The organism is Microcoleus sp. N9_B4 (assembly GCF_036701635.1).
Lineage (GTDB): Bacteria > Cyanobacteriota > Cyanobacteriia > Cyanobacteriales > Microcoleaceae > Microcoleus.
Genome location: NZ_JAUBRC010000036.1, coordinates 52,397 through 76,714, shown reverse-complemented (window position 1 = coordinate 76,714; position 24,318 = coordinate 52,397). Strand labels below are relative to the sequence as shown.

The window sequence follows — 24,318 nt, the reverse complement described above, 5'->3', positions numbered from 1 at the left end:
CAACAGTCAACAGTCAACAGTCAACAGTCAACAGTCAACAGTCAACAGTCAACAGTCAACAGTCAACAGTCAACAGACAACACATGACAGAAGTGACGGCAATATCTGCACAAGCAGCGGCTCTGCTGGTTCACTACGGTTTTGACCTAGGTGGCAAAAAAGCCGAGAAATTGGCGGGTGAATGGCTGACCAAGTATCCCGGCTATTGGCTGCGTTTAGCAGTTGTTGAAGCGCTTTATCAAGGCCGCTACAAGGCTGTTTCTGTGGGACAGCTATTGAGTATGTGGCATCGGATAGGTCAACCTCTCTATCATTTCAATCGCGAGTTTGAACGCTTGGTATGCAATAATTTTCCTCAAAATTTAACCGGGGAAAGTGTTGCTCAACTGTCACCGGAAGATATACTTTTATCGAACCAGGAATCGGAAGTAACTGCCCCAGAGTTAGATTTGCGTGGGCCGTCAGAGGCGCAACTGGATGTGGTGCTTCATGCAGAAGTCCCAAACACAGAGGCAGAGGAAACAGGAAAATTGCCTGCAGCGGACGATCGCACAAAAGAAAATACAGAATTTGTAGTATATGAAGATGTGGCTGTTACCGCCCTCGCCGATCGAGCCGAAGTTGAGCACAAATTAGCGGACAAACCTGTGGCAAAATCATTCCCAGTTGTCAAACACACTGATTTTCATACCAAGTTAAAAGCGATTGCCAGAGAAGGCCGAAGAAAGAAGGGAGAAAGCAGAAATAGAGTGTAAACTTTGGGAACTATAGCCTTTCTCAGTAACATGAGGTGCTCATAGGGCATAGGGCATAGGGCATAGGGCATAGGACTCGCCCCCATACCTCACAACGCTTGAGAACCGCTATAGATAGTTATTTTTCACTTGGGGCACTTACTCCCATCCGAATTTCCGAACAAAAAGAAGCTTGTTCCGTACCGTTAGCTTGCTTAACAAAGCTAGTCCGCAGCCGCAAATTGGGCATGAGATACCACAGCCTTTCTTCGGCATGGAGGGTGTCTGATTCTGTAATCAATGTCAGCACGTCGTCGCCCATCACGTAGCGACTATTACCCTTGTCTTGCAACACTTTGCCAACGCTTGGATTGTCGGGATTTGGTACGATCGCTAATATTGTAGAACCGATTTGTTTAGCTTTGTCGCGATCGGGAATACCGTCCCAACTAATCCGAACGCTGGTTAGCCCAGTTGAGGCCGGGTTAATCGAGTGTTGTTGGCAAAGTTTGACGACTGCTGCATCGCTAGCTGTCAGTATTTCTATTTTGAGGTCGGATTTACCGGCCTGCAATTCCCCAGAATTGAGATTGTGTACGGTACGCTGAGAAAACCATTTGCCTGCACTTAACTCGAAAAACTCGATAACATCCATGAAATTTGTCTCTAAAGTCAATACTGCTTTATTTGCGATCGTGACTTGCGCGCTATGGAGTCAGAAACCCGGTTTCTGACTACGTACCTAGCGGTCAAACCAATGATTTTGTCTAGAAACCCGGTTTAAGAGTGCAAGTCCTTTTCTATATTTTAGAGGAAGGGGGCGCACCTGCAAACCTTTCTGAGAGCTTTGCGTGAAACAGATTGCAGATGCCGCCCTGGTACGAAACCCAATCTGGGGGACATCTGCCTCGCTGATGCGGCCGACTTGACATAAAATTAGAGAATCCGCCATTATATTTCGTTATAAAAAGTCTTTTTCGCACATTAAATAGGATTACGATACCGGAAATTTTTTAGCTTTGACAGTGTTGATCGATCGACCATCATCGCCCAAAGACCAGCTATGTTAAGAAAAACAACGATATATCTGAGCTTTTGTCAATTGATCGGTAAATTGGGCGTTGCGGAGTTTAATTATATTGGCGGCGATTTATTGTAATCGCACTGCTTGAAAATTCTCAAAGCAGACTCCGACTAAAAAACCAGCAATTCATCGAACCATCACCAAACCGAGGACAGCAAGCCCGTAGCACATAGCATTCAAATATGTCATGCTAAGTCAAGAGAAAAGATTCTCGATCGGCTTTTCGGTAGGGTGCAGCTAGCGATCGCATACATTTAAAAAACACATCCGTAAATTTATGACCGAGTTTAAACAAGGGCTGGATAAAATGCAGCTTGCAGAACAGACGCACTACCTGGGAATATTGCCCAGTCAGCTAGCAGCGACTTCAGACTCCGAAAAATTATACAGCTTACTAACAGATTACAATTTTATTAAAGCCAAGCTGTCAGCATCGGGAGTACAGGCGCTAATAGAGGATTACGATTTAGCAACAAGTCCCGATATTATTATCTCAGACCAAAAAGCCGAGCAACTCAAATTAATCCAAGAAGCAATTCGGCTGTCTGCCCACATTCTAGCCACAGATAAAAGCCAACTAGCCACCCAACTAATTGCCCGCTTGATGTGCTTTGAAAGTCCAGAAATTCAAGCACTGTTAACACAAGCAAAACAACAAAAAACCCCGTGGCTGCGACCGATAACGCCCAGCTTTACCCCTCCCGGCGGGAGATTGTTGCGTACCCTCACCGGGCATACAGACTGGGTACAAGCTGTAGCAATCACCCCCGACGGTAAGCGGGCAATTTCTGCTTCCTCCGACCACAATCTCAAAATTTGGCACTTAGAAACAGGAGAAGAACTTGCCACCCTCAAAGGTCATCTTACCTACGTCAATGCTGTAGCTGTCACCCCCGACGGTACTAAAGTAATTTCCGGTTCTTGGGACAATACCATTAAAATTTGGGATTTAGAAACTGGACAAGAAATATTTACTTTTGCAGGCGATACTTTTGCCGTAGAAGCAGTAGCAGTAACTCCCGACGGCAAGCGAGTAATTTCAGGTTCTTGGGATGGCAGTATTAAAGTTTGGGATTTGACAACTAGGGAAGTAATTTTTAACTTCAAAGGTCACAGCAGTTTTGTCCAGTCCGTAGCAGTAACTCCTGATAGCAAACGGTTGATTTCCGGGTCGGGAGACAACAGCATGAAAGTCTGGAACCTAGAAACCGGAAAAGAACTTTTTACTCTCACGGGTCATGCAGACTGGGTAAAAAGTGTAGCAGTTACTCCCGACGGCGAACTCATAATTTCCGGCAGTTACGACGGAACTGTTCAAGTCTGGAGTTTGTCAGAAAGAAAGCAACTTTTCACTTTAGGAAAACACAGCAGTTTCGTGCAAGCTGTGGCAGTCAGTCCCGACGGCAAACGGGTAATTTCGGCTTCCGGCGACAAAACGCTGAAAGTTTGGAATCTGGAAACAAAAGAAGAACTTTTCACTTTTATCAATCACATCGCCCCAGTGAATGCTGTGGCTGTTACCCCCGACGGGCAGAGGATAGTTTCTGGTTCCTCTGACAAAACTCTCAAAGTTTGGCACTTAGAAAGAGGCGAAGAAAATTTATCATTTGCAGGTCACGATGACTGGGTAAATGCTGTAGCAGTGACGGCAGACGGTACGAAAGCAATTTCCGGTTCAGGAGACAACAGCATTAAAGTCTGGAATCTCAAAAACGGACAGGAAAATTTAACTATTTCGGGACATAAAGATTGGGTAAAAGCGATCGCAATTACACCGGATAGCAAGCGAGTTGTTTCTGGTTCGGGCGACAAAACTGTGAAAGTTTGGGATCTAGAAACCGGAAAGGAAATCTTTACTTTCACTGGTCATACAGACTGGGTAAATTCTGTGGCAGTGACGGCAGACGGAACGATGGCGATTTCCGGTTCAGGAGACAAAACTATTAAAGTTTGGAATCTAGAAACAGGAGAGGAACTTTTTACTTTTTCAGGTCATGAGGACGGGATAAAAGCTGTGGCAGTTACTCCCGACAGCAAGCGGATTATTTCGGCTTCCGGCGACCAAACTCTGAAAGTTTGGAGTTTGGGTAAAGAAAAGAATATTTTGGCAAATTTATGGAATTTAGCCGTCAAAAATCTACTTTTCACTCTCAAAGGTCATGAGAGTTTTGTGAATGCTGTGGCAGTTACGGCGGATGGCAAATGGGCGATTTCAGGAGGGCGGGAACACAATTTGAAAGTTTGGGATTTGTCAAATAGAAAAGAAGTTTTTACTTTGGCAGGTCATGCTGATGCGGTAACATCTGTGGCGACTATGGGAACAAAAGCAATTTCTGTTTCGGACGATAATACTCTCAAAGTTTGGGATTTGTTAAGTCGAGAAGTAATTGCTAATTTCAGCGGAGATAGTGCTTTGAAAGCTTGCGCTATTGCCCCTGATGGGGTGACAATCGTAGTGGCCGAAGCTTCGGGACAGGTGCATTTTTTGAGGTTAGAAGAGGGGAAATAGTCATTAGTGATCAGTCATTAGTCATTAGTCATTAGTTATTATGCCGATCGCACTTTTGCTAAAATTTAAAAGTGCGATCGCCCTTTTCCCAATCTAGTTTACAATTGTTCCGGGTCAATTCCCATCGATCGCAGTCTTTCTGCCAGTAAAGCAGCCCGCAGTCGTTCTTGTTCTGCCCGCTGTTCGGCTTGTTCCAAGCTGCGAGAAACCTCCTCATAACTTGTAAACAGTTCGCCGTCAGGGCGATAAATTTGCAACTCTTCACCCCAGACTCCTCTGTGGAACAGGCGTCCCGCCTGTGAATTCCTGCGGTTCATTGAAAAAAAATCTCACTCAGCATCGAAAATAGGGCAGACACCGCCCGCCCTACCAAACTACTTCCTCAGCAACTTCACCCCGCGAATCGAATAATCCAAAAGCTCAATTGGGTGCATTAAAGTAACTTCTTTTCCCTGCAACTCCAAATGCTTCTTAATTTGCAAAGAACAACCCGGATTAGAAGAAGCAATCAACTCCGCCCCAGTATTCAGCAAATTCTCCACCTTTTGCACTCCCAATTCATCAGCAATCTCCGGCTGAAGCATATTGTAAACCCCCGCACTCCCGCAGCACAAAGCCGCATCCACAGGTTCTTTTAACTTCACCCCAGGGATTTGTTGCAGCAACTGACGCGGCTGCAAACTAATCTTTTGCCCGTGCAACAAATGACAAGCATCCTGATAAACAATTGTCAAATCTCCATCAATCAAAGGATTGAGTTTTGCCGTAATTCCCGCACTCGCCAAAAACTCTTGCACGTCCTTAACATTAGCAGCAAATTTCTCAGCTTTCTCCCGATATTGCGGGTCATCTGCTAAAATGTGACCGTATTCTTTCAAAGTGTGCCCGCACCCAGCAGCGTTGATAATCACAAAATCAACACCCGTATTTTCAAAGCTATCAATCATTTGCCTCGCCAAAGCTTTCGCCTGTTCCGCTTGGCCTTGGTGTTCCGGCAAAGCAGCACAGCATCCCTGACTTTTAGGAACCACAACCTCGCAACCGTTAGCCGTCAAAACACGCACAGTAGCTTCATTAACTGGCGAAAATAACAGCCGCTGCACGCAGCCTAAAATCACGCCGACTCGATAGCGTTTCTCCCCTTGTGCCGGAATTACCTCTGGTAAATTATCCCGGAAAGAATCGACAGTAACTTTCGGCAAAATTGATTCCATCGCCGCCAAGCGGGGAAATACTTTTTTCAGCAAACCTGTTTTGCGGACAAGTTTTGGCAGTCCTAATTTTTGATAAATAAACAGGGGTACAAGCAAAGGCCGCAATCTGTGAGGATAAGGGAAGAGATTAAAAATCAGAGTACGAATTACATTGTCAGAAAAAGTGCGTTCCTGATTTCTGGCCACTTGGTGGCGAGTTGCAGAAATTAATTTATCGTATTGAACTCCAGACGGACAAGTTGTAACGCAAGCCAAACAGCCCAAACAAGTATCGAAATGCTGTGAGGTTGCTGCGTTTAAAGGTGCGTCGCCTTCATTAATTGCATCCATTAAATAAATGCGACCTCTGGGCGAATCCATTTCTTTGCCGAGTACGCGATAACTCGGACAAGTTGACAAACAAAAGCCGCAATGTACGCAAGTATCGATTAATTTCGGGTCTGGCGGATTGTTGGCGTCGAAACCTGGGATTTCGAGGGTTTCTAAGTGGGGATTTTGTGCTAGAAAATTGCTTTCTTTGGCAGGTCTTAAATCGTCGCTGGGAATTTGAGATGTTTCTGAAGTTTGCATATATGGCAGAAAGAAGTTCGGCAACGGATTATTTAACGGATGAAATCAAGCGAACACACACACTTTCTTCTCTTCTCTCTTCTTCTCTTTTCTTCCTTAGCGTTCTTCGCGTCTTCGCGGTTCGTTAAAAAAGAACCTAGTTTACAAAAGATTTAGACGGGGATTTAAGAAGGACTAAAGTCCTGACTACAAAGTTTAAACTAAATACCGCTTATAAAACGATGGGGACTCAAAAGATTTTCCGGGTCAAACTGCTGTTTAATCCGGCGCATTAAATCGATCGCACTTCCAGTATAGCCCCAAACATCTAACTGTTGCTTGATGTCGGTCGGCGCCGCTAAAACAGTCAGAAAACCGCCTTTGGCTTCGCACCCTCTGCGTACCTGCAACAACGTGTCCGCCGTCGCATTCTCAAACCGCAAAACCCCCAAACCGCTGCCTGCATGAATCCAAGCATCCTGTACCGGCAATGTGTTAATTGCCGTTACAGCTTCCGACGGTCTGATTCCTATTTTGCAAATAATTGCCGACTTTGTGCCAGAATCCCACATAGTTTCTGGCAATCTTTGCCATAACTGATGCTCATCATTTTCGCAGCAGCTAGTGCCTTGCAAACCCAACTTTTCGGCAACTTCCAGTAAGCGGGCTGATTGTTGTTTAACACTTTCTGCGATACTTTGAAATCTAACGATTAATCCTGTGCCCTTTCCTAAGCCTAATTTTGCGACTAATTCAGGTGACAGCAAATCAACGGCTGTCGGAGTCAAAGCAGAGGATAATAAGATTTGAGCCGTTTGGGACAAAGCATTAGTTTCCCCTGTCAGCACTACGGTTCCCGATGATTCAGGCAGCGGATAAACTCGGAAAGTTACTTGAGAAATGACCCCCAATGTGCCGTAAGCACCAGTAAACAGTTTCATCAAGTCGTAGCCGGCGACATTTTTAACAACTCGACCCCCGGCTACGGCAATTTTACCGTCCGATCGCACAAAGGTAATTCCCAATAGCAAATCTCTCACCCCCCGATAGCGATGCCGCAAGGAACCCGCATCAGCAGTAGCGACAATACCACCCAAAGTTGCCTGTTGCGGATATGCTGGATCGATCGGCAAAAATTGACCTGCTGTCGCTAAAATTTGCTGCAACTCCGCAAACTTCATTCCCGCTTCTGCAGTCACGGTTAAATCGCCCACAGCGTGTTCTACAAGCCGATTGAGGCGCGAAGTGCTGACAGCCACAATCCCCCCTGCATCAGGAGATCCCCCTAAATCCCCCTTAAAAAGACCCACTTTGACAACATCTTGCTCCCCCCTTGTTAAGGGGGGCTGGGGGGGATCGGAGTCAAATTTAACTAAACCGCCCCAATCAAGTTTGCTGCCACTGCCACAAGGCAAGACTGCACAGCGATTTTGCTGTGCCCAAGCAATGACAGCCGCCAGTTCTTCCTGAGTATTCGGGTAAACAGTACAATGTATTTCCGTGTCGGGGGCCACTGCTTTTTCTACCCGTTCTTGCCAACATGGCTCTGTATCTTGCCAGCGACAGATGCCAGCAGTGCCGACAATACTTTCTAATTCTTGTGTGCTTACGTAATTTTCGGTAGAAAAAGATTTCATGAAGGTTATGAGACGCCCGGTAAAAAAAATTATCAAAACACTGCCTAAAACCATTAAATATTAATACGGGCCCGATATTCAAAACATGAAAAAACAAATGTCTCAAAACCGACTTTCTGTGGGAATTACTGGTCTCAACGAAGTGATTGGCGGTGGCCTAATTCCTCAACGCTCTTATTTGGTGCGCGGGGGCCCCGGTACTGGCAAGACTACACTCGGCTTTCACTTTTTGGCTGCTGGTGTGGCTCTGGGAGAAACGCCCCTGTTTATTACTTTAGGAGAACCGGAAGCGCAATTGCGGGCCAATGCCGAAAGTCTCGGTTTTGATATGGAAGCGATGGCGTTCCTGGATTTGAGCCCATCGTCAGAATTCTTTACAGAAGTTCAGACTTATGACATTTTCTCCCCCTCCGAGGTTGAGCGAGAACCGACTACACAAAAGATTATCGAGCGAGTCCAAGCTGTCAAGCCACAACGGGTGTTTTTGGACGCAATCACTCAATTTCGCTACTTAGCTGCGGATGAGTTTCAGTTTCGCAAACAAGTTTTGTCTTTTCTGCGGTTTTTGGTGGAAGGGGGGGCGACGGTGGTGTTTACCTCCGAAGGCACACCAAGTGCTCCCGACGACGATTTGCAATTCATCAGCGACGGAGTAATTTACTTGGAACTTCGCCCTGAAGGACGCGCTGTGTCTGTCACCAAGCTGCGAGGCTCCAACTTCCGCAGCGGCCGCCATTCGCTGCGCCTGAGTCAGACTGGTATGGAGGTATTTCCGCGACTGCTTCCGGACAACTTTCAACAGGATTTTGTGGCTGAAGCAATTTCTTCTGGGGTTCCAGAAATGGACGAACTCCTGCACGGGGGACTGGAACGGGGGACTGTCACGGTGATTAGCGGGCCTAGCGGCGTTGGTAAAACGACGGTGGGGATTCAGTTTATGAAGGAAGCCGCAGGAAGGGGGGAACGATCGGTAGTTTACATTTTTGAGGAGTCAAGTTCTACTCTGCTGCGCCGCTGCGAATCAGTTAATATCCCGGTTGGGGCGATGATGGGGCAAGGAAGTCTTTCCGTGATACCTGTGGAACCTTTGCTATACTCGCCGGATCAGTTTGCCTGTATGGTACGCCAGGAGGTGGAGCAGGAAAAGACGCAGATTGTGATGATTGACAGTATTTCTGGCTATCAGCTTTCGATGCAGGGGCAAGATTTGGTGAACAATTTGCACGCTTTGTGCAAGTATCTGAAGAATATGGGAGTCACCGTTATCTTGATTAATGAGGTAGAAGCCATTAGCGGAGATTTTCGGCTGACCGAGATCGGGATTAGCTATTTGGCGGATAATCTTCTGTTTATACGCTATCTGGAACGCCAACTGCATAATAGGACAGAAATCCGCAAGGCGATCGGAGTAATTAAAAAACGAGTCAGCAATTTCGAGAGAACTCTGCGAGAACTCGAGATTACTCGCTACGGCATCAAAGTCAGCAAACCGATAGCGGGGCTGCGCGGCATTTTGAGTTCGGCGCCGGTGTGGAGTGAGGGGGGAGCGGATGAAGATTGAATCGGGGTTTGTCGTGTTGTTTTTGGGCAATTGCAGCTAATTTTGCAGTCGTGAATCTACTAATGAGTAGGGGGCGCACCGCGCACCTCACCACTAGCTGTAGGGGGCGCACCGCGCACCTTACCACTAGCATAAGTCCTGGAAAACTTAAATATATTGGTAAATTTGTGTATTTTTCGACTTTTATCGTAGTGTAGTTTTCAATTCTATTAAATACAGTAGGGGCACAGGGCACGCGGCCGTGTCCTGTACCCCAGCATCTGTACTTCACTCAACTGAAAACCTATGTAATAGCTCGCAGAAAAGTAAGCTAATACCAGATAAAAAAAGAATCCCACTTGAGGCCACCTCCCAACCCATATATAATTACTCACTCCCCATTCTAAAATCTACAATCTAAAATCTAAAATGGTATAACCCGTATTCACAGGAAGCTAATAAATGACTGAAAACTCAATAATTTTAGCCGTAGACCGCAATCAGCGAAACTTGGAACTATTAGCACAATTTCTCAACAAAGAAGGATACCAGATGATCGCGGCTTATAACTATGAAGATGTTGCACAAGCTATCAGTCAGCCTGCTAGGATCGGGATGGCTTTAGTAGATATTTCTGGTTTCGACCGCCGGATTTGGGAGTGCTGCGAACAACTGCGAAATCACCAAATCCCTTTTCTGATACTCTCGCCCAAACAAAGCGCTGCCATTCAGCACGAAAGCCTCTGCCACGGGGCTCGGAATATGTTGGTAAAACCTTTGATCGTTAGAGATTTGCTGGGAATTGTGCACAGCTTGCTAGGAGAACCTGCGTGAGTCAAATTTTATTGCTTGTCGAACAGAAAGAAAATCGCCGCCTGTTATTAGAATGGCTAGCAGTTTACTATGAGGTTTTGCTGCCCAACTCAACAGAAAATAGTGAGGAGTTTTTACCATTTAATCAATCTTTTGACCTGGGGATAATTGACGGTATTTCCCTGAAACGCCACTGGCAATGGGTTGCCGCCCAAAAACAGGCAGAACACCCGGTATGCTTGCCTTTTCTTTTGATTACATCCCGCTCGGATGTAGGGATGGCAACGCAATTTATTTGGCAAAGTATTGACGATTTGATTATCGCTCCGATCGAGAAGATAGAATTGCAAGCGCGGGTGGAGATTTTGCTGCGATCGCGCCAGTTGTCTTTAACTCTCAAATTGTCTCACGACCAACTCGATCGCACTTTGCAAACAGCCCAAGAACTCAACGAGATGAAAACATCTCTGCTGTACATGATTGCCCACGACGTTCGCAATCCTTTAAATTTCATCATCGGCACTACACAACTTCTTAGCAAGTACAAGTTGACATTAACAGATGAGAAAACACAAGAACTTCTAGACAAAACTCAAGCAGCGGCAAAAGGCATAGATTTGTTATTAGATGATGTTCTGCTGCTGGGGCGTGTTGAGTCGGGAAAAACAGGCTTTTGCTTGCTACCGATAGACTTAGCAAAGTTGTGTAATGAGTTGGTAGAGGAATTTCAGAGCAGCCTGAATTTGAAACCTGAAAATGATCGGGTGACGCTGATTTTTGTCAATCACCATCAATCCGCGATGGCCTGTTTGGAGGTAAGCTTGCTCCGGCGAATTCTGGGGAATTTGCTGTCCAATGCTATTAAGTATTCTCCCCCAAATACCGAAGTAATTTTTGAATTCAAACTTACTGAAACTGAGGCTATTTTTTCGATACAGGATGCAGGAATTGGCATACCTTTCGCCGACCAAGAACAGTTATTTGATTCATTTTACCGGGCTAAAAATGTCGGTCGAATTCCCGGTACTGGACTGGGGCTGAGCATTGTTAAAAAATGCGTGGACTTGCAGGGTGGCGAAATTACTTTGACCAGTGAAGAAGGCGTTGGCAGTACATTTACAGTAACGCTGCCGATCGCAAAACCTGGAAAAAAGCAAATCTCGCCTGCAACGCCTTAAACTAGATGCAGGAATTATCTTGGGATTTAAAGGCGGGATTTTTGGCAGGGATGATAAATCGCTGGTTTCTCATTTTTATTACGGCATCGATGGGACGCTTTTGAGGTTTTTTTCGTAGGCAATTGCAGCGGAAATTTATCATGCTCGATCGCACCGCTGGCAGAAAATTCATATCAATTCCGGTTGCACCGGAATTGTTGTTGACTGTTGACTGTTGACTGTTGACGGGCGAGTCGAAAAACTGAATGGTTGAGTGTTAACTGTTGACTCGATTTTATTATTCCGATGCAACCGGAAATGATATCACACTATTTTAAAGTGCATGGCGTTGCTGATATTTATCTGCCAAAGAGTAACGGGTTCTCGCGATTTGTTGGAAATTGGTTTAAGCTGGCAAAATAACTTATTTATCACTGCGATTTCAAAAACTAAACTTGTCCTAAACCAGCGCCAAAATACAGTAAAATACTTTATTTTATGTTAATTATTGATTTTTATACTGAAAAAATTAAAGTTCTAAAGGAGCAATAGCGTTCAACAAATTTTCTAGGATAAATCGCAGTAAAGATTGACTTGCTAATATTAAACCTAATCGAGCTTGGGCGAGTTTTGGCTGTTCTATTTTAACTTTCCCCCAAATTCGGCACTGGCTGTAAAAAATCTGAAATGCTTCGCTCAAACTATTGGCTAATTTGAAATAATTGACAGGTTGTTCGCGGTTTTTTACCTCAAAATTAGGATATAAATTGTCTAGCACTGTTAACAGTTGCGATATTAAACGGCGTTCTGCTGGATGCACTAACCGCAGTCGATCGCCCTCGTCAATCCAAGGGATAGGATTTGGACTCTCCAGCGACCAAATTTGTGGCGCTGTAGCGACATCCGGCTGGGCGATCGCAATTATCCGATCGCGGTGGGCCATTCGCAGCAGGGAACAGCAGCGCGCGTGGCTGTACTGAATGGGAAACAGTCGATCGGCACATACAACAGAAGATAATATTCTAGATTCTGAAACTGGGAGGTTCGTTTGAGCTAAACGCTGCAACCAGACGGCTAAACCTGCATCAGTCAACTCCAACTCAATAATTCCCGCCGGCGCTACTTTAACGGTGAAATCCGGGTAGCACAGGGGTTCGAGAGTTTCTGCCAACTCGGTCGCGATTGTCTGCGGTGTCTGCTGCCAAGTTTTAGCCAATTTCAGGGCGATCGCAGACACGTACAGCACCCGCGCGCTATCTTTACTCCGATTTAACGGAAATATTGCACCATTCTCAATTACTTGTTTAGGAACAGGCAAGATGCCTGTTCCACAAGAAAATTCATCTCTTGTGGAACAGGCATCTTGCCCGTTCTTGAGAATGGTGCCACCTATGAGATTTAATGGAATTTTCCCTAGTGCCTCTTGCTGGGCGATCGCCCTTTGGAACCTTGAAAGCAAGAAACACTTCACTGTAACTTCCGGGCACTGGGAGATATTTGCTGTATCCATATCGGCTGATTCTACCGTAATAGCAACGATCGACTGTTACCACTTGCACTGTTGTTGTACGTTAAACTGCTGATGTCAGAGATAGTCGATCGGCTCGCCCAAGCGGGGCTACATCGAATTAATCGGCTTTCTAGCGATTTGTTTGCTAACTATACAATAATTTACGACAAATTTTTTGCTGAACTATACCATTTTGATGTATTTTTTGCTACATTGAATCTTTCGGTAAAACACAGAAAAGTCAGCATAGTTAAGAAGCGTGCAAGCTCGATCGGGGGTTGGTTGTCTCACTTTGTATCGCACTGCTGGCAGAAGCTGTTTTTCTCACTATTAAATATATCCCAGAGTCTCACTTATGCAATCAACTTCCACACCTCTAGAGACTATCGATCGACCTTTTATCACTTGGCAGCGAATTATCGACTGGGCCCAGGAACACTACCGCTGCCGGACTTTTAGCAAAGACGAGCGGATTCCCGCAAGACCCGGACTGCTGTATTTAGTCCAGAAAGGTTCTGTGCGACTCGTAGGCAGCGCTCAAGTTAGCGCTGCGGCGGCCAAGTCGAAATCCGCTGACAAAACTACAGAAGAAGCTTTTTTGGGCTTCGTCGGCGCAGGTCAGCCCTTTGAACTTGTTGCTCAGTCTCCGTTTACTCTCCAAGCTTACGCTCATGCCGATCAAACTCACGTAGTGTGGATGTACTGGCATGACTTGGATAATTGGCCTCACTTTCGTAGAGAAATTTTGGATGCGTTTCGCTACCAGCACCAGCGGAAACTTCTCTGGCTGAGCACTTTGGGACAGCGCCGGACGATCGACCGACTGTTGGGATTTCTCACTTTGTTGATCGAGGAGTTCGGCGAACCTTACGTAGGTGACGACGAACCGGATGTGGTTCGGGGCTACCGGCTGCCTTGGGCCTTGACTCACGCTCAAATTGGCAGCGCAATTGGCTCAACGCGGGTGACGGTGACGCGGCTGATGGGTAAGTTGCGATCGAAAGGTTTGATTAATACTGAGGATGATAATTTAATCTGTTTGCCGGCTAAGTCTAACCCCCAAAAGACAAAAAACCAAAAGGAGGAGGTAGAAGATTCCCTGGAAGATTCCCTGGAAGATTCCCTGGATGATGAAGATTCTCTAGAAGAATCTGCATAAAATCCTGCGGGAAATTGCCAACAAACAGCGCGTCACTATTAGTTTTGGGCAGTCGCGCTCGATCGCTCGACAGTGTACGATGAATTGTGTAAACTTTTCCCGTTCTCGAAAGGTGCGACTGACAATGACCGATGACAAGCAAAAATCTTCAATCCCGAACAATCAGCAACGGGTGGTATTCTGCGACTTTGACGGCACGATAACTGTTGAAGAAACGTTTGTCGCAATGCTCAAGCATTTCGCGCCGGAACTGTCGTCTCAACTGATGCCTGAAATATACGCTAGAAGGCTGAGTTTGCGATCGGGAGTCCGGCAGTTACTAGAGTCTATTCCCTCGGAACGTTACGGGGAAATTGTGGAATTTTCTAGGGGAAAGCTGATGCGGCCGGGATTGTTGGAATTTCTGGATTTTTTGGACGAGCAAAAGGTAGATTTTGCGATCGTTTCCGGCGGTCTTCGGGTTATGGTAGAGACGGTAATGGGCGATTTGGTACACCGGGCGAGCGTTATTTACGCTGTGGATGTGGACGCTAGTGGCCCTCGCTTGCAAGTCAATTCTGAGTTTGAAGGAGATGAGGAATTGGTGTCTAAGGTGCGGGTGATGGGCCAGCACCCGGCCGAGGAACAGGTGGCGATTGGAGATTCGCTGACGGATTTTAATATGGCTTTGCAGGCTTCGTCGGTGTTTGCGCGCGATCGGCTTGCCGAGTATCTAGACGAACAGCAAAAGCCTTATACTAAATGGGATAATTTTTTTGATGTGTTGGAAAATTTGTCCCAGAAATGGAATTGAAACTATAGCCTTTCTCAGGTAATATAAATTCCGTTTGCGTCGGTATTGTATGATGTTAAATTTTGTAGGGGCGGGTTCACCAACAATAATTGCCCATAATAGACAATATAATAAACCCGCCCCCGTGCAGATAAGTCCGATGCTACCGAATTTGATATAAGGTGTGTACGGATTACCCTACGTTTAGATAGGCCAGCGCAATTCCTATTAACGCAAAAAGTAGATTAAAAACTGAGGATTTGTAAAGAATGAGTGGCGATTTAAGATCAGATTTAATTGCAGCAGCCAAACATTTTTACGATCGCGGTTGGATGGTTGGGACTGCTGGCAATCTTTCAGCCCGCTTACCCGATGGCAGTTTTTGGATTACTGCTAGTGGCCGCGCGAAAGGGCAGTTAACTGAACAAGATTTTATCAGAATGAACTTAGACGGCGCAATTGTCGAGCAACCTGTTGCCGACAGCCGCCCTTCTGCCGAAACCAGCATTCATTTAGCCGTTTACAATTGTTTTCCCAACGCTAAAGCTTGCTATCACGTCCACTCCATTGAGGCAAATTTAGTTTCTCGGCTAACCGCAGGAGATACAGTGCCTTTACCGGCGATCGAAATGGTGAAAGGTTTGGGGGTGTGGGAGGAAAACCCGCAAGTGTCGATACCCCTCTTTACAAATTATTTAGAAGTCCCTAAGATAGCCAAGGAAATTTGCGAATTCTTTGCCATTTGTGCGCCCTCTGTACCCGCTTTGTTAATTCGCGATCACGGCATCACAGTCTGGGCAGACTCGCCCGCCGCTGCCTACAATTACGTAGAAATTGTAGAATACATTTTTCGCTATACGATCGCAGCCCGCCAATTAAATTTAGATTGAAGATTTGAGAGTAGAGATTGAGCGGTGCATGAATTCCGAGGCTTAGGGATTTGAAATTAGGAAACGAGCAAACGTCCAGAATAGACAACAGTTATGGCTAAATATACCCGGATTTTATCCATAGATGGAGGCGGAATTAGAGGAATTATTCCCGCGCAAATTTTAGTTAGCGTTGAGTCAAAGCTGCAACAAAAAAGTGGCAACCCAGATGCGAGAATAGCTGACTATTTTGATTTAATCGCGGGCACGAGTGCGGGAGGAATTTTAACTTGCATCTATTTGTGCCCCGATGCCGAAAATCCCAGCAGGCCTCGGTGGGCAGCCCAAGACGCTGTTAATTTTTCGATTAAGAGCGGCCGCGACGTTTTTCAGACTTCATTTTGGCAAAAAGTCAGATCTCTAGATGGTTTGAGAGATGAGAAATATCCCAGCGATCCCTTAGAGAAATTATTTTGGGAACATTTTAGAGATTGCAAACTCAGCGAACTGCTAAAACCTTGTTTGATTTCCAGTTACGACATAGAAAGGAGAAAAGCTCACTTTTTCGATCAAATAGATGCTCAACAATATCCAGCAAAAGACTACTTTATTAGAGATATCGCCAGAGCAACATCGGCAGCTCCCTCTTATTTTGAGGTTGCTAAACTCTACTCTTTTAGCAATGAATGCTATGCTTTAATTGACGGGGGAGTCTTCGCAAATAATCCGGCACTTTGTGCCTATGCTGAAGTTAGAAATAAATTCAGAATTCCTGACGAGCGCCCCGACAAAGGCCCGACAGCAAAAGATATGGTAATTTTATCCTTGGGAACCGGAGAAGCTCAGAAAAAATACCCCTACGAAAAAGTAAAAAATTGGGGTCAAATTGAGTGGGTTGAGCCTTTAATTAATATCATGATGACGGGAGTTGCGGAAACTGTAAATTATCAACTCATCCAAATTTATGATGCGGTTGAAAGACCGAATCAATATTTGAGAATTAGTCCCGATTTGAGCCACGAACAACCGCTGCAGATTGATGATGCCTCGGAAGAGAAAATATCAGCTCTGCTGAGAATTGGCAAAGAGCAAGCCGAAAAGAATAATGAAGATTTGGATAAGTTTATCGATTTATTACTTGCTGAGTAGTCCTAGAGTTTTACTCATATTGTAGGGTGGGTTGGGCGCGGCGATTAAGTTAAGTCACCAATAAATAAATCTTAAACCGCGCCTAACCCACCAACCGCAGGGATCAGAGACAAAAAATATATGTTGACAAATCGTGCAATAATTGCTGTACAATTGCGAAAATCTCTATTTAGCAATGCTTCGCCCTGTTTGCAATTAATCGCGAGCCGTCAGTAATTGGTTAAAAAATACCAAGAAAAGCGCGATCGACATTTAGATGAAACCTTCCATAACAGGTGGTTTCAGCGGTTTTTAGTGACGTTGTTCCTGGGCGGCCAAGTGCTGCTACGCATACTCCAAGGCAAAATTGACCGCCGCAAAATCATGGAACATTTAGTAACAGTAGGCCTGGATTCTTTCCGTTCCGTGCTGCTAATAGCCTTTTTTGGCGGCATGATTTTTACATTTCAATCAGCTAGAGAATTGGTACGCTTTGGGGCGCTTGGGGCGATGGGAGGTGCGTTTGCTGTGGCATTTTGTGGCGAATTAGCACCACTTTTAACGGCGGGCGTGGTGGCGGGACAAGTAGGTTCGGCCTTTGCGGCGGAGATAGGAGAAATGCAGGTGACGGAACAAATAGACGCCCTGTATATGTTAAGAACAAATCCGGTTGATTATTTAGTAGTGCCGAGGGTGATAGCTTGCTGCATCATGCTGCCGATTTTAACAATTTTTGCGGTAGCGGTGGGGATTTTGGGGGGGCTGTTTGTAGCGGTTAATTTTTATAATTTGGAACCGTCGGTATTTTTGGAATCGGTGCGGACTTTTTTGGGGCCTGGGGATTTAGTAACTGTGGTGATTAAAAGTTTTATTTTTGGGTTGATAATTGCCCTTGTCGGTTGCGGTTGGGGATTGACTACGGTGGGCGGAGGGAAAGGAGTAGGCCAAGCTGCCACGGCGGCGGTGGTAACTTCTTGGGTGTTGATTTTTGTGGCGGATTTCTTTTTATCGTTGTTGATATTTCATGAGTTGAGGATGCTGAAAAGTTGATAATCTTGGCGATTATAGCAGTAGTCAGGAGTCATTCGATTTTAGATTTTAGATTTTAGATTTTGGATTGACCCCACGGATAAATGCGGGGGCTTGAGGATTTTAGATTTTAGATTTTGGATTGATTCCATGGATAAATCACGTGGCGGGTACCATCAAGAAATTCGCTTGTCAAGATGCTTAAATATTAATGATTTGAACAATCATCAACGCCCTACGCCGCCAAGGCCATTGCTATAAAATCAACATGAAGATTTTTTAAACTGCAGATTAACGCAAATAAACGCTGATGCAATTTTATCAGCGTTCATCCGTGTTCATCCGCAGATATCAGCGGTTTAAAACTCTCAACTTTAGATGGTAGATTGGAGAAAGGAGGACGATACACTCGAATTGCCTCAATAGGCACTTTCCCATCTGTTTCGGGGACGATTTCGAGGGTGTGTTTGGAGTTGCTCAAATTCTGAGCCAATGTTGTAGAATACTCGCGGCTTGAATCTGCAATTTGTGGAGGAACGTATGAATCAACAAACATTGGTTGCACCTGCCAGGAAATTTCAAAGCCTTTAGGCGTCGGTTTTTTAGAGTCTTCATAAGAATTTTTTAGCCACCAGTTTCTCGGTTCAATCACGACGCGGCCAGAGTTTGAGACAAACATTTCGTCGTTTGTACCGCTGCCGTCGTAACCTGTTTTAGAACCTACAACGTCAAATTTAAACTGGCTGGCGTCGCTGTTAATCTCAGTAATTATGGCTTTCCAATCTTCGACGATTAGCGGTTTTTGGCTGGATACTTGGATGATTGCAGGCCAACGGACGCCAAGGCTAAGGCTAGGTCTGGTGATGCTGTAAAGTTCAGGAAATTCTGAGGGTTTTTTGCCGTCGATCGTAATTTTAGCAGAAATTGCCTTGCCGTTGAAGGTTTTATCGGCGATCGCATCTATTCTATTTCCTTCAAATTCTAAAACCAACTTGCCATCTTGCCACTTAACATCGCTGCCAACCGTATAAGTTTTCACTAAATCCTGCGGCGGTTGAGAAGAATTTGGCTTGTATCGCAGATGCGGTTTTATCAGAGCAGCTAGGAGAAAGTTTCCCCAATCGTTGAGGTGAACGCTGTCGCTCAATAGCTGTTGTGGCTGCAAGCGATTGTCTTTCAAATACCTGCGCCAAGGTTCGCGAATTTCCGCGATTTCACAGCCGTATTTATCTGCCAACTCCGGCAGCCATTGAGTAGAATGAGTGTTGTGCCATTCGTATCTTTTGAGTGAATTTGGATCGTCGCTGTTGCCTGTCGGCATCCAGTCAAGATGGTCTGAATGCAAGAGTATTTCGCTAGCAGTGCGGCTGCGGATATTGGCAATTATCGCTTCGTAATCTTCACCGCCTCCGTAGACGTGAAAAATTAGCAAGTCTGGATAAAAAGGATACAAATCATGTTCGCTGGGGCGGATTAAAATCGGTGCTGCAAATCCTCCGATTGCCCGATTTTCCACAATCAAATCTGCATTTGGAAATCGCTGTTTCAAGTCCTTTACTACATCTTGCCACCAATCTTGTTCTGTGATGGATTGACCGTAAAATAGGATACGCACTTGGCGGCGGTCTGTTGGAGTGCTAGCAGCAAGTAACCCCATCGTCCTTTGAATCCTAGCTCCAAAACTAGCATTATTTTCTATAGGAGCGGGTGGGGGAAATGGCGTAGAGGCTACTATTTTTTTGATGAGCGGAACTAACAGAAAGCTCAGACACAAAAAAAGCAGCCACAAGTAGCGATAAATCTTGGATTTTCTGCTATTTCCTGGGTGTTTTGCCATTGTTTTATTTTTCCCTGTCCGTTTCACTTCGCTCAAAGCGACTGTGGGATGAATGCTAGGCCTCTAATCAGTAGCTGTAGCGTGCTTATGGGCGCACCTCACCAGTAGCTGTAGTTTAGGCTGTATGGAAATATATTACCAAATTGAGCGAGCCAAAAAGTGATATAATGCCACCTAATTAATTGTAGGAGATCGATCGCACGTCAAATGGATTACAAAACAGCCCGCAGTTTTCTGATCGACCAAGGAACCGCCCTGGAAACCAAGAAAAATCCCGACGCCTTCCTGATGCGTCTCAAACAAGGTCAACCGCCCGTACCCGGACAGGTGACATCGATTTTATTAGCTTTAAAAATATTGTTTGAAGGCCTGCAAGAATCTCCAATGCTCGATCGACAATTAATCTCGGCACTACATTTACTGTCAGTAGAAGGTTTGCAGCAATTTGAAGCTGGACTCCGCAGAGGAGTTTCTTGGCCACCGCTGCTGAAGGAAGACTTAAATCGAATTGCGATCGCAGTCAAGAATATCTTTTCCGGCGTCTGGCAATAATTAGCTCGGCAACCACCGATCCCGATACCCACCGCCAGCAAACTCAATTTTTTTTCTACATTTTTTTTACATACAATTATTTGTAAAATTTTATGTTAATCTTGCTACATTTACCCTCGGATTGTGGCATCTTTATATAAGAATCAGTTCTCACAAACACTTGGAGATACTACTCATGAACGCCGAAGAAAAAGCTAGACAACTAATTGCACGAGAAAGGCAGCATAGCGAACACTTGCACGACTCTATGCTCAACCGTTCCTCCCACGAGCTAGAAACACCTGGCGAGGGAATTGCTGAAGAAAAAGCCAGAGAATTAATGGCTCAAGAAAGGCAGCACAACGAACACCTGCACGACTCTATGTTAAGCCGTTCCTCCCAAGAGGTAGAAACATCGATCGCACCCGATGACACTGACAAATAAATTTTGTTAACACAAGACTTACGGACACATACCAAGAAACCTGGTTTTTATACCATTTTTCATACCATAACAAAGGGCTGTAAAAATGTTTGTGTATAAACAACCAGGTTTCTGAGTCCTGCAATAGTTCAGTACAGCAAAACTCTACTCAAATCGAGGAGAAGTTTAGGTGCAATCAAAACAGCCCTTGCTCGGTTTGCAGCCGCTATCACAAACATCCACGCGCCATATATAGCAATAGAAAATACCAAGCTCTACTGCTCGCGAAAGCTTTCCAGGGATGCCAAAAGAGCTGGCAGTCCCGCTAGCGTGGCCGACACCAAAGCCTCATCTTTGTAAACTCGCGATCGCAGAATACGGGTACTTTTAGACGCAGAGGTGAAAGAGCCTCGCCGTTGGGAATTTTCGGTTTCAAGCCGCCCTAAATTTTTTGTTTCTCGCGTCACGCACAACATAGCAGTATCCTCGCAGTATCGTCAATTAATCCTTAAATATGCGCCCGTAAAATTACTTACGGCTTGCTGTATGTTTCTATTATTACTCAGATAGGTAACAGAGATGAAACCGTGAAATAATTATTCACGATAGCTAGGGATCAACTTAAACTGCTTAAGGGCTTTTATTAATTTGTTACACGGCGCGCGTTTGTTTCAGCCGATCGCCCACAGTGACACAGACACCAGCAACAAAAATCACCGATTTCACAGGAGGAACGCGGATCAATGATGCTAACTCTTAGTCCAGCAGCAGTTATAAGTCAAATCAGGCCGACTGTCGAAAGCTTGCGCGACGGAGACTACCGCTACCGAGACTCCTTTGCGATCGATCGACCTTTTCGAGAAATCCAATTTCGCAAACAAGACAGATACATCACCGGCAGCGATTCCGACAAACGCACGGGCAAAAGTTACTGCTTCCGGGGCATCCCCCAGCACAACAACATTATTAACATCACGGTAGCGATCGAAATTTCCCCAAAAACAGCACAGGAAAACGAGTGGAAATTAGCACCGGGAAACCCCATTAATTTCGACAGGCTTTATCCCCTGCAAGCAGGGCCGGGATTAGAATTGTACAAATGTTTGACCGCATTTTTACCTAAATTGAAGGATTAGTTATATCAATTCCGGTTACACCGTCATGTGATTGTTGACTGTTGACTGTTGACTGTTGACTGTTGACTGTAGAAGGATGTGTCGAAAAACTGAATATTTGAGTGTTAACTGTTGACTCGATTTTATGATTCCGATGCAACCGGAAACGATATTATTCGTTACTTGTTAGTGGTTATTTCTTAATCGCTTTGGCTTGTTAATAACCAATAACATTCGTTAACAGTCAACAGTCAACAGTTAACAGTCAACAGTCAACAGTCAACAGTCAACGGTCAACAGCCAACATTTAACTCCCTAAGAACCAGCATTTTCCAATTCTTCCCGCAGCATTTCCCGGTAGACTTTCGGCAAACGAGAACTCATAGAATTGTTCTCAATTCCATATCCCAAACTCGTCCAAGTTCCCGAAAGCATCCGCAACACGTCCGTTAATCTTTCCTGCCGCAACATCTCAGAAATATCAGCTTTCCAAAACTTGCGATCGCTCAACCAAGCATAAACCACAGCATCCTGATCTTCTGGTTCAAAACTGTAATCTTCCCAGAATAAAAAATTAGCACGACGCGCCTGATAGCGCTTAGCCTTCTCCTTCCAAGTCGTAGTCAGAAATTGATACCTGCCCGCTGCCGTAGTACACTTGCCCCGATTCGGGCCATTAACAATCTTCACGCACCAGTCAGGATGCCTGCTCAAATCTAATATATATTTGCCACCGTAAACCACGTGATAAGGCCGAGAAACATTCGACTCGCTAGCAGAAATAGTTCGCATCAGGGCCCGAATGTAAGGATCGCCCGTTTTAATAGCCAGCGGCGGGAATTTTCCCACCCCGCTTACCGACTGCGATAACTGCTGATTTCCCCGCAAACTGTCAACCAAAAAAACACCGCCGCCAATCACAGCGCCGATTAAAAGTATAAATCCGAGGATTTGAATCTCCGATCGCCTCAGCAAACCTCTTTGGCGACGGCCGAATTTCTCAGCTTCTAGCCAACTCATTTCCATTTCCGAAATTTCGGCTAATTTTCGAGCCGCCCGCATCCGGCGCACCCGAAAATCGTATTGATATAGCGGCGCGGCTACCAGCGTTAGACTCGATAAAACCCCAGCCAATTTAATCAGCCAGAAATCTAATTCACCGGCTACGGCAACATTTGTCAGAGTAGATATTCCTGTTAGTAACTGAGCCGGATCGATCGATCGCGCGGGCCAATAAAAAATCGCAAGTTGCACCAACAGCGACAGATTGAATGCAAAAAAAATCACTACAACAGCATTCAAGCCTTCTCGCAAGTGCGATCGAATGCCAGTGTGCCTGCGCTTGAACTTGCGCGCAACGCGAAAGCGCCCCGGCAGCATAATTAGTAAGGGATTTAAGATTTTGACTGCTAAAAAGTGACAAACAAAAAACACAGGCAACTGAATCAGCCAAGCCGCCAGCAGTAGAGTCAGAAAGCCGATATCGTCGCTGACAAAAGGAATGCCCCTGCGAAGGACAAAACTAAAACTCTGAGCGAGAGCAAATGCCCTTAACCACGAAATCGGATAGGGGAACCAAGCTGGCCACTTGAGAGTTTTCATGCTGAGAGAGGGAAATTTCAAAGGCGAATCGTAAAACTATTAAGATTTTGCCAGATTTGGCGATCGGAAAATTGTTGTAGGGTGCGTCAGCCCAAATCTTTGACCCAAATCACATCTTGCACCATTCTCGATCAGCCTTTTTTGGGCGGGCAGGATGCCCAACCCCTACTCCCCACAATAAAATCCACTTTTTGTGGAACAGGCCGGAAAGCCTGTTCTTGACAATGGTGCAACATCTCATATCATTTCCGGTTACACCGGAATGATGTTGACTGTTGACGGTTGACTGTTGAGAGTGAACCGTCAACCGTCAACAGTCAACAGTGAACTCGAATTTACTATTCCGATGCTAACGGATTTGATATCAGATCCAAATCAAAGTGTTTTTGGTCTGACACACCGAACCCAAGCGAGCCTAATTCAATCAAATCACACTGGCAAACAACTCCTCAAAACTCTTTTGCGGAGCCTCCGACTTCGCCACAATTTCCACAACCTTGTTGCGCGAAGTCGGCTGAAACAGCGCCTCCACGCACACTTGGGCTACCTTGGTGCGGGAAATGCTGCTCTCAAACATTTTGTCCGCACCAGTCATGACGATCGCATCTGAATTATCCTCATTTTTGAGACCGCCCGGACGGACGATCGTATAAGTCAAGCCGCTTTTTTGCAAATACTCCTCGGCTTGCTTTTTCCAAACCAAAATCAGCCAAAACAAATTCAGCGGGTGAAAAAACTCAGAGACGCACAGAGAAGTCACAAGCACAAAATGCTCAATGCCCTTAGCCTTAGCTGCATCCACCAAATTTTTAGTACCTTCAAAATCCACCTTGTAAGGCGCTGTCGGGTCAAAACCAGGGGTCGCCCCTGTCGCGCACAGCAATACCGTACTATCGCCGATGGCATCGCCCAGAGAAGTCGCATTTAATACATCCCCAGTCACTAACTCAGCCTCCGGTGGTAAAATTTGTCTAGCTGTGTCTAGATTTCGGACTAAGGCGCGCACGGGAATACCTCGCTTGACCAATTCTGCGACGATGCGGCGGCCAGTCTGACCTGTGGCTCCTGCTACAAATGCTTTCATATGTCGAGTTATGCTGAACTA

The 24,318-nt window shown here is 45.5% G+C and carries 22 protein-coding genes; 13 read left to right on the top strand and 9 right to left on the bottom strand.

Annotated features, from left to right (window positions below; genetic code table 11):
- The coding region (locus tag QUA43_RS22150) for a hypothetical protein (RefSeq protein WP_333376537.1) at positions 1-755 on the top strand (755 nt) is incomplete at its 5' end.
- Between the two features lie 118 nt (positions 756-873).
- On the opposite strand, the gene QUA43_RS22145 is transcribed toward QUA43_RS22150, so the two are convergent.
- Positions 874-1,389, bottom strand: coding sequence for a phycobiliprotein lyase (locus QUA43_RS22145; protein WP_333376535.1), 516 nt, complete (start codon positions 1,387-1,389; stop codon positions 874-876).
- Positions 1,390-2,083: 694 nt separating this feature from the next.
- Here QUA43_RS22145 and QUA43_RS22140 point away from each other — a divergent pair.
- Complete coding sequence (locus tag QUA43_RS22140; protein WP_333376540.1) at positions 2,084-4,327, top strand: beta-propeller domain-containing protein; 2,244 nt, start codon at positions 2,084-2,086, stop codon at positions 4,325-4,327.
- A gap of 98 nt (positions 4,328-4,425) precedes the next feature.
- Here QUA43_RS22140 and QUA43_RS22135 read toward each other — a convergent pair whose 3' ends face one another.
- From QUA43_RS22135 to QUA43_RS22125, 3 genes are all read right to left on the bottom strand, one after another.
- The gene (locus QUA43_RS22135; RefSeq protein ID WP_333376533.1) at positions 4,426-4,644 is read right to left on the bottom strand and encodes a hypothetical protein; all 219 of its coding nucleotides are present in this window, start codon (positions 4,642-4,644) and stop codon (positions 4,426-4,428) included.
- A gap of 57 nt (positions 4,645-4,701) precedes the next feature.
- Positions 4,702-6,111: a heterodisulfide reductase-related iron-sulfur binding cluster gene (locus tag QUA43_RS22130; protein ID WP_333376531.1), complete on the bottom strand. Its 1,410-nt coding sequence runs from the start codon at positions 6,109-6,111 to the stop codon at positions 4,702-4,704.
- A gap of 200 nt (positions 6,112-6,311) precedes the next feature.
- Positions 6,312-7,727: an FAD-binding oxidoreductase gene (locus tag QUA43_RS22125; RefSeq protein WP_333376529.1), complete on the bottom strand. Its 1,416-nt coding sequence runs from the start codon at positions 7,725-7,727 to the stop codon at positions 6,312-6,314.
- A gap of 97 nt (positions 7,728-7,824) precedes the next feature.
- Here QUA43_RS22125 and QUA43_RS22120 point away from each other — a divergent pair, with 97 nt between their 5' ends.
- The 3 genes from QUA43_RS22120 (at position 7,825) to QUA43_RS22110 (ending at position 11,258) form a co-directional block, all read left to right on the top strand.
- On the top strand, positions 7,825-9,288 hold the full coding sequence (locus QUA43_RS22120; protein ID WP_333376527.1) for an ATPase domain-containing protein: 1,464 nt from the start codon (positions 7,825-7,827) through the stop codon (positions 9,286-9,288).
- Between the two features lie 441 nt (positions 9,289-9,729).
- A complete protein-coding gene (locus tag QUA43_RS22115; protein ID WP_333376525.1) occupies positions 9,730-10,101 on the top strand; it encodes a response regulator in 372 nt (123 codons plus the stop codon).
- A complete protein-coding gene (locus tag QUA43_RS22110; protein WP_333376523.1) occupies positions 10,098-11,258 on the top strand; it encodes an ATP-binding protein in 1,161 nt (386 codons plus the stop codon). Before QUA43_RS22115 ends, QUA43_RS22110 begins: the two co-directional genes overlap by 4 nt.
- Positions 11,259-11,766: 508 nt before the next feature.
- On the opposite strand, the gene QUA43_RS22105 is transcribed toward QUA43_RS22110, so the two are convergent.
- A complete protein-coding gene (locus QUA43_RS22105) occupies positions 11,767-12,747 on the bottom strand; it encodes a DALR anticodon-binding domain-containing protein (RefSeq protein WP_333376521.1) in 981 nt (326 codons plus the stop codon).
- Positions 12,748-13,102: 355 nt separating this feature from the next.
- On the opposite strand from QUA43_RS22105, the gene QUA43_RS22100 reads away from it, so the two are divergent.
- From QUA43_RS22100 to QUA43_RS22080, 5 genes are all read left to right on the top strand, one after another.
- The gene (locus QUA43_RS22100; protein WP_333376519.1) at positions 13,103-13,906 is read left to right on the top strand and encodes a Crp/Fnr family transcriptional regulator; all 804 of its coding nucleotides are present in this window, start codon (positions 13,103-13,105) and stop codon (positions 13,904-13,906) included.
- Between the two features lie 124 nt (positions 13,907-14,030).
- The gene (locus QUA43_RS22095) at positions 14,031-14,699 is read left to right on the top strand and encodes an HAD-IB family phosphatase (RefSeq protein WP_333376538.1); all 669 of its coding nucleotides are present in this window, start codon (positions 14,031-14,033) and stop codon (positions 14,697-14,699) included.
- Between the two features lie 248 nt (positions 14,700-14,947).
- Positions 14,948-15,568, top strand: coding sequence for a methylthioribulose 1-phosphate dehydratase (gene mtnB, locus QUA43_RS22090; protein ID WP_333376517.1), 621 nt, complete (start codon positions 14,948-14,950; stop codon positions 15,566-15,568).
- Between the two features lie 93 nt (positions 15,569-15,661).
- Positions 15,662-16,696, top strand: coding sequence for a patatin-like phospholipase family protein (locus QUA43_RS22085; protein ID WP_333376515.1), 1,035 nt, complete (start codon positions 15,662-15,664; stop codon positions 16,694-16,696).
- Positions 16,697-16,912: 216 nt separating this feature from the next.
- Positions 16,913-17,725: an MlaE family lipid ABC transporter permease subunit gene (locus QUA43_RS22080; RefSeq protein ID WP_333376513.1), complete on the top strand. Its 813-nt coding sequence runs from the start codon at positions 16,913-16,915 to the stop codon at positions 17,723-17,725.
- A gap of 307 nt (positions 17,726-18,032) precedes the next feature.
- Here the strand turns inward: QUA43_RS22080 and QUA43_RS22075 are convergent, their stop codons facing one another.
- On the bottom strand, positions 18,033-19,541 hold the full coding sequence (locus QUA43_RS22075) for an SGNH/GDSL hydrolase family protein (RefSeq protein ID WP_333376511.1): 1,509 nt from the start codon (positions 19,539-19,541) through the stop codon (positions 18,033-18,035).
- Positions 19,542-19,748: 207 nt separating this feature from the next.
- On the opposite strand from QUA43_RS22075, the gene QUA43_RS22070 reads away from it, so the two are divergent.
- Positions 19,749-20,093, top strand: coding sequence for a hypothetical protein (locus QUA43_RS22070; protein ID WP_015174589.1), 345 nt, complete (start codon positions 19,749-19,751; stop codon positions 20,091-20,093).
- A 175-nt stretch (positions 20,094-20,268) separates the two neighbouring features.
- Entirely contained in the window at positions 20,269-20,517 is a 249-nt protein-coding gene (locus QUA43_RS22065) for a hypothetical protein (RefSeq protein WP_333376509.1), read from the top strand.
- A 254-nt stretch (positions 20,518-20,771) separates the two neighbouring features.
- Here the strand turns inward: QUA43_RS22065 and QUA43_RS22060 are convergent, their stop codons facing one another.
- Entirely contained in the window at positions 20,772-20,972 is a 201-nt protein-coding gene (locus QUA43_RS22060) for a hypothetical protein (protein WP_333376508.1), read from the bottom strand.
- A gap of 267 nt (positions 20,973-21,239) precedes the next feature.
- Here QUA43_RS22060 and QUA43_RS22055 point away from each other — a divergent pair, with 267 nt between their 5' ends.
- The gene (locus tag QUA43_RS22055; RefSeq protein WP_333376506.1) at positions 21,240-21,632 is read left to right on the top strand and encodes a hypothetical protein; all 393 of its coding nucleotides are present in this window, start codon (positions 21,240-21,242) and stop codon (positions 21,630-21,632) included.
- Between the two features lie 294 nt (positions 21,633-21,926).
- Here QUA43_RS22055 and QUA43_RS22050 read toward each other — a convergent pair whose 3' ends face one another.
- Positions 21,927-23,213 carry a glycoside hydrolase family protein gene (locus tag QUA43_RS22050; protein ID WP_333376504.1) on the bottom strand — a complete coding sequence of 429 codons (1,287 nt, stop codon included), beginning with the start codon at positions 23,211-23,213 and terminating at the stop codon, positions 21,927-21,929.
- 424 nt (positions 23,214-23,637) lie between these two features.
- Positions 23,638-24,297: an NAD(P)H-binding protein gene (locus tag QUA43_RS22045; RefSeq protein WP_333376502.1), complete on the bottom strand. Its 660-nt coding sequence runs from the start codon at positions 24,295-24,297 to the stop codon at positions 23,638-23,640.
- Between the last annotated feature and the right edge of the window lie 21 nt (positions 24,298-24,318).

Coding starts and splice junctions, on each gene's coding strand:
- QUA43_RS22145 (WP_333376535.1), bottom strand. CDS start 1,389: ATGGATGTTATCGAGTTTTTCGAGTTAAGTGCAGGCAAATGGTTTTCT.
- QUA43_RS22135 (WP_333376533.1), bottom strand. CDS start 4,644: ATGAACCGCAGGAATTCACAGGCGGGACGCCTGTTCCACAGAGGAGTC.
- QUA43_RS22130 (WP_333376531.1), bottom strand. CDS start 6,111: ATGCAAACTTCAGAAACATCTCAAATTCCCAGCGACGATTTAAGACCT.
- QUA43_RS22125 (WP_333376529.1), bottom strand. CDS start 7,727: ATGAAATCTTTTTCTACCGAAAATTACGTAAGCACACAAGAATTAGAA.
- QUA43_RS22120 (WP_333376527.1), top strand. CDS start 7,825: ATGTCTCAAAACCGACTTTCTGTGGGAATTACTGGTCTCAACGAAGTG.
- QUA43_RS22115 (WP_333376525.1), top strand. CDS start 9,730: ATGACTGAAAACTCAATAATTTTAGCCGTAGACCGCAATCAGCGAAAC.
- QUA43_RS22105 (WP_333376521.1), bottom strand. CDS start 12,747: ATGGATACAGCAAATATCTCCCAGTGCCCGGAAGTTACAGTGAAGTGT.
- QUA43_RS22100 (WP_333376519.1), top strand. CDS start 13,103: ATGCAATCAACTTCCACACCTCTAGAGACTATCGATCGACCTTTTATC.
- QUA43_RS22095 (WP_333376538.1), top strand. CDS start 14,031: ATGACCGATGACAAGCAAAAATCTTCAATCCCGAACAATCAGCAACGG.
- mtnB (WP_333376517.1), top strand. CDS start 14,948: ATGAGTGGCGATTTAAGATCAGATTTAATTGCAGCAGCCAAACATTTT.
- QUA43_RS22085 (WP_333376515.1), top strand. CDS start 15,662: ATGGCTAAATATACCCGGATTTTATCCATAGATGGAGGCGGAATTAGA.
- QUA43_RS22075 (WP_333376511.1), bottom strand. CDS start 19,541: ATGGCAAAACACCCAGGAAATAGCAGAAAATCCAAGATTTATCGCTAC.
- QUA43_RS22070 (WP_015174589.1), top strand. CDS start 19,749: ATGGATTACAAAACAGCCCGCAGTTTTCTGATCGACCAAGGAACCGCC.
- QUA43_RS22065 (WP_333376509.1), top strand. CDS start 20,269: ATGAACGCCGAAGAAAAAGCTAGACAACTAATTGCACGAGAAAGGCAG.
- QUA43_RS22060 (WP_333376508.1), bottom strand. CDS start 20,972: ATGTTGTGCGTGACGCGAGAAACAAAAAATTTAGGGCGGCTTGAAACC.
- QUA43_RS22055 (WP_333376506.1), top strand. CDS start 21,240: ATGATGCTAACTCTTAGTCCAGCAGCAGTTATAAGTCAAATCAGGCCG.
- QUA43_RS22050 (WP_333376504.1), bottom strand. CDS start 23,213: ATGAAAACTCTCAAGTGGCCAGCTTGGTTCCCCTATCCGATTTCGTGG.
- QUA43_RS22045 (WP_333376502.1), bottom strand. CDS start 24,297: ATGAAAGCATTTGTAGCAGGAGCCACAGGTCAGACTGGCCGCCGCATC.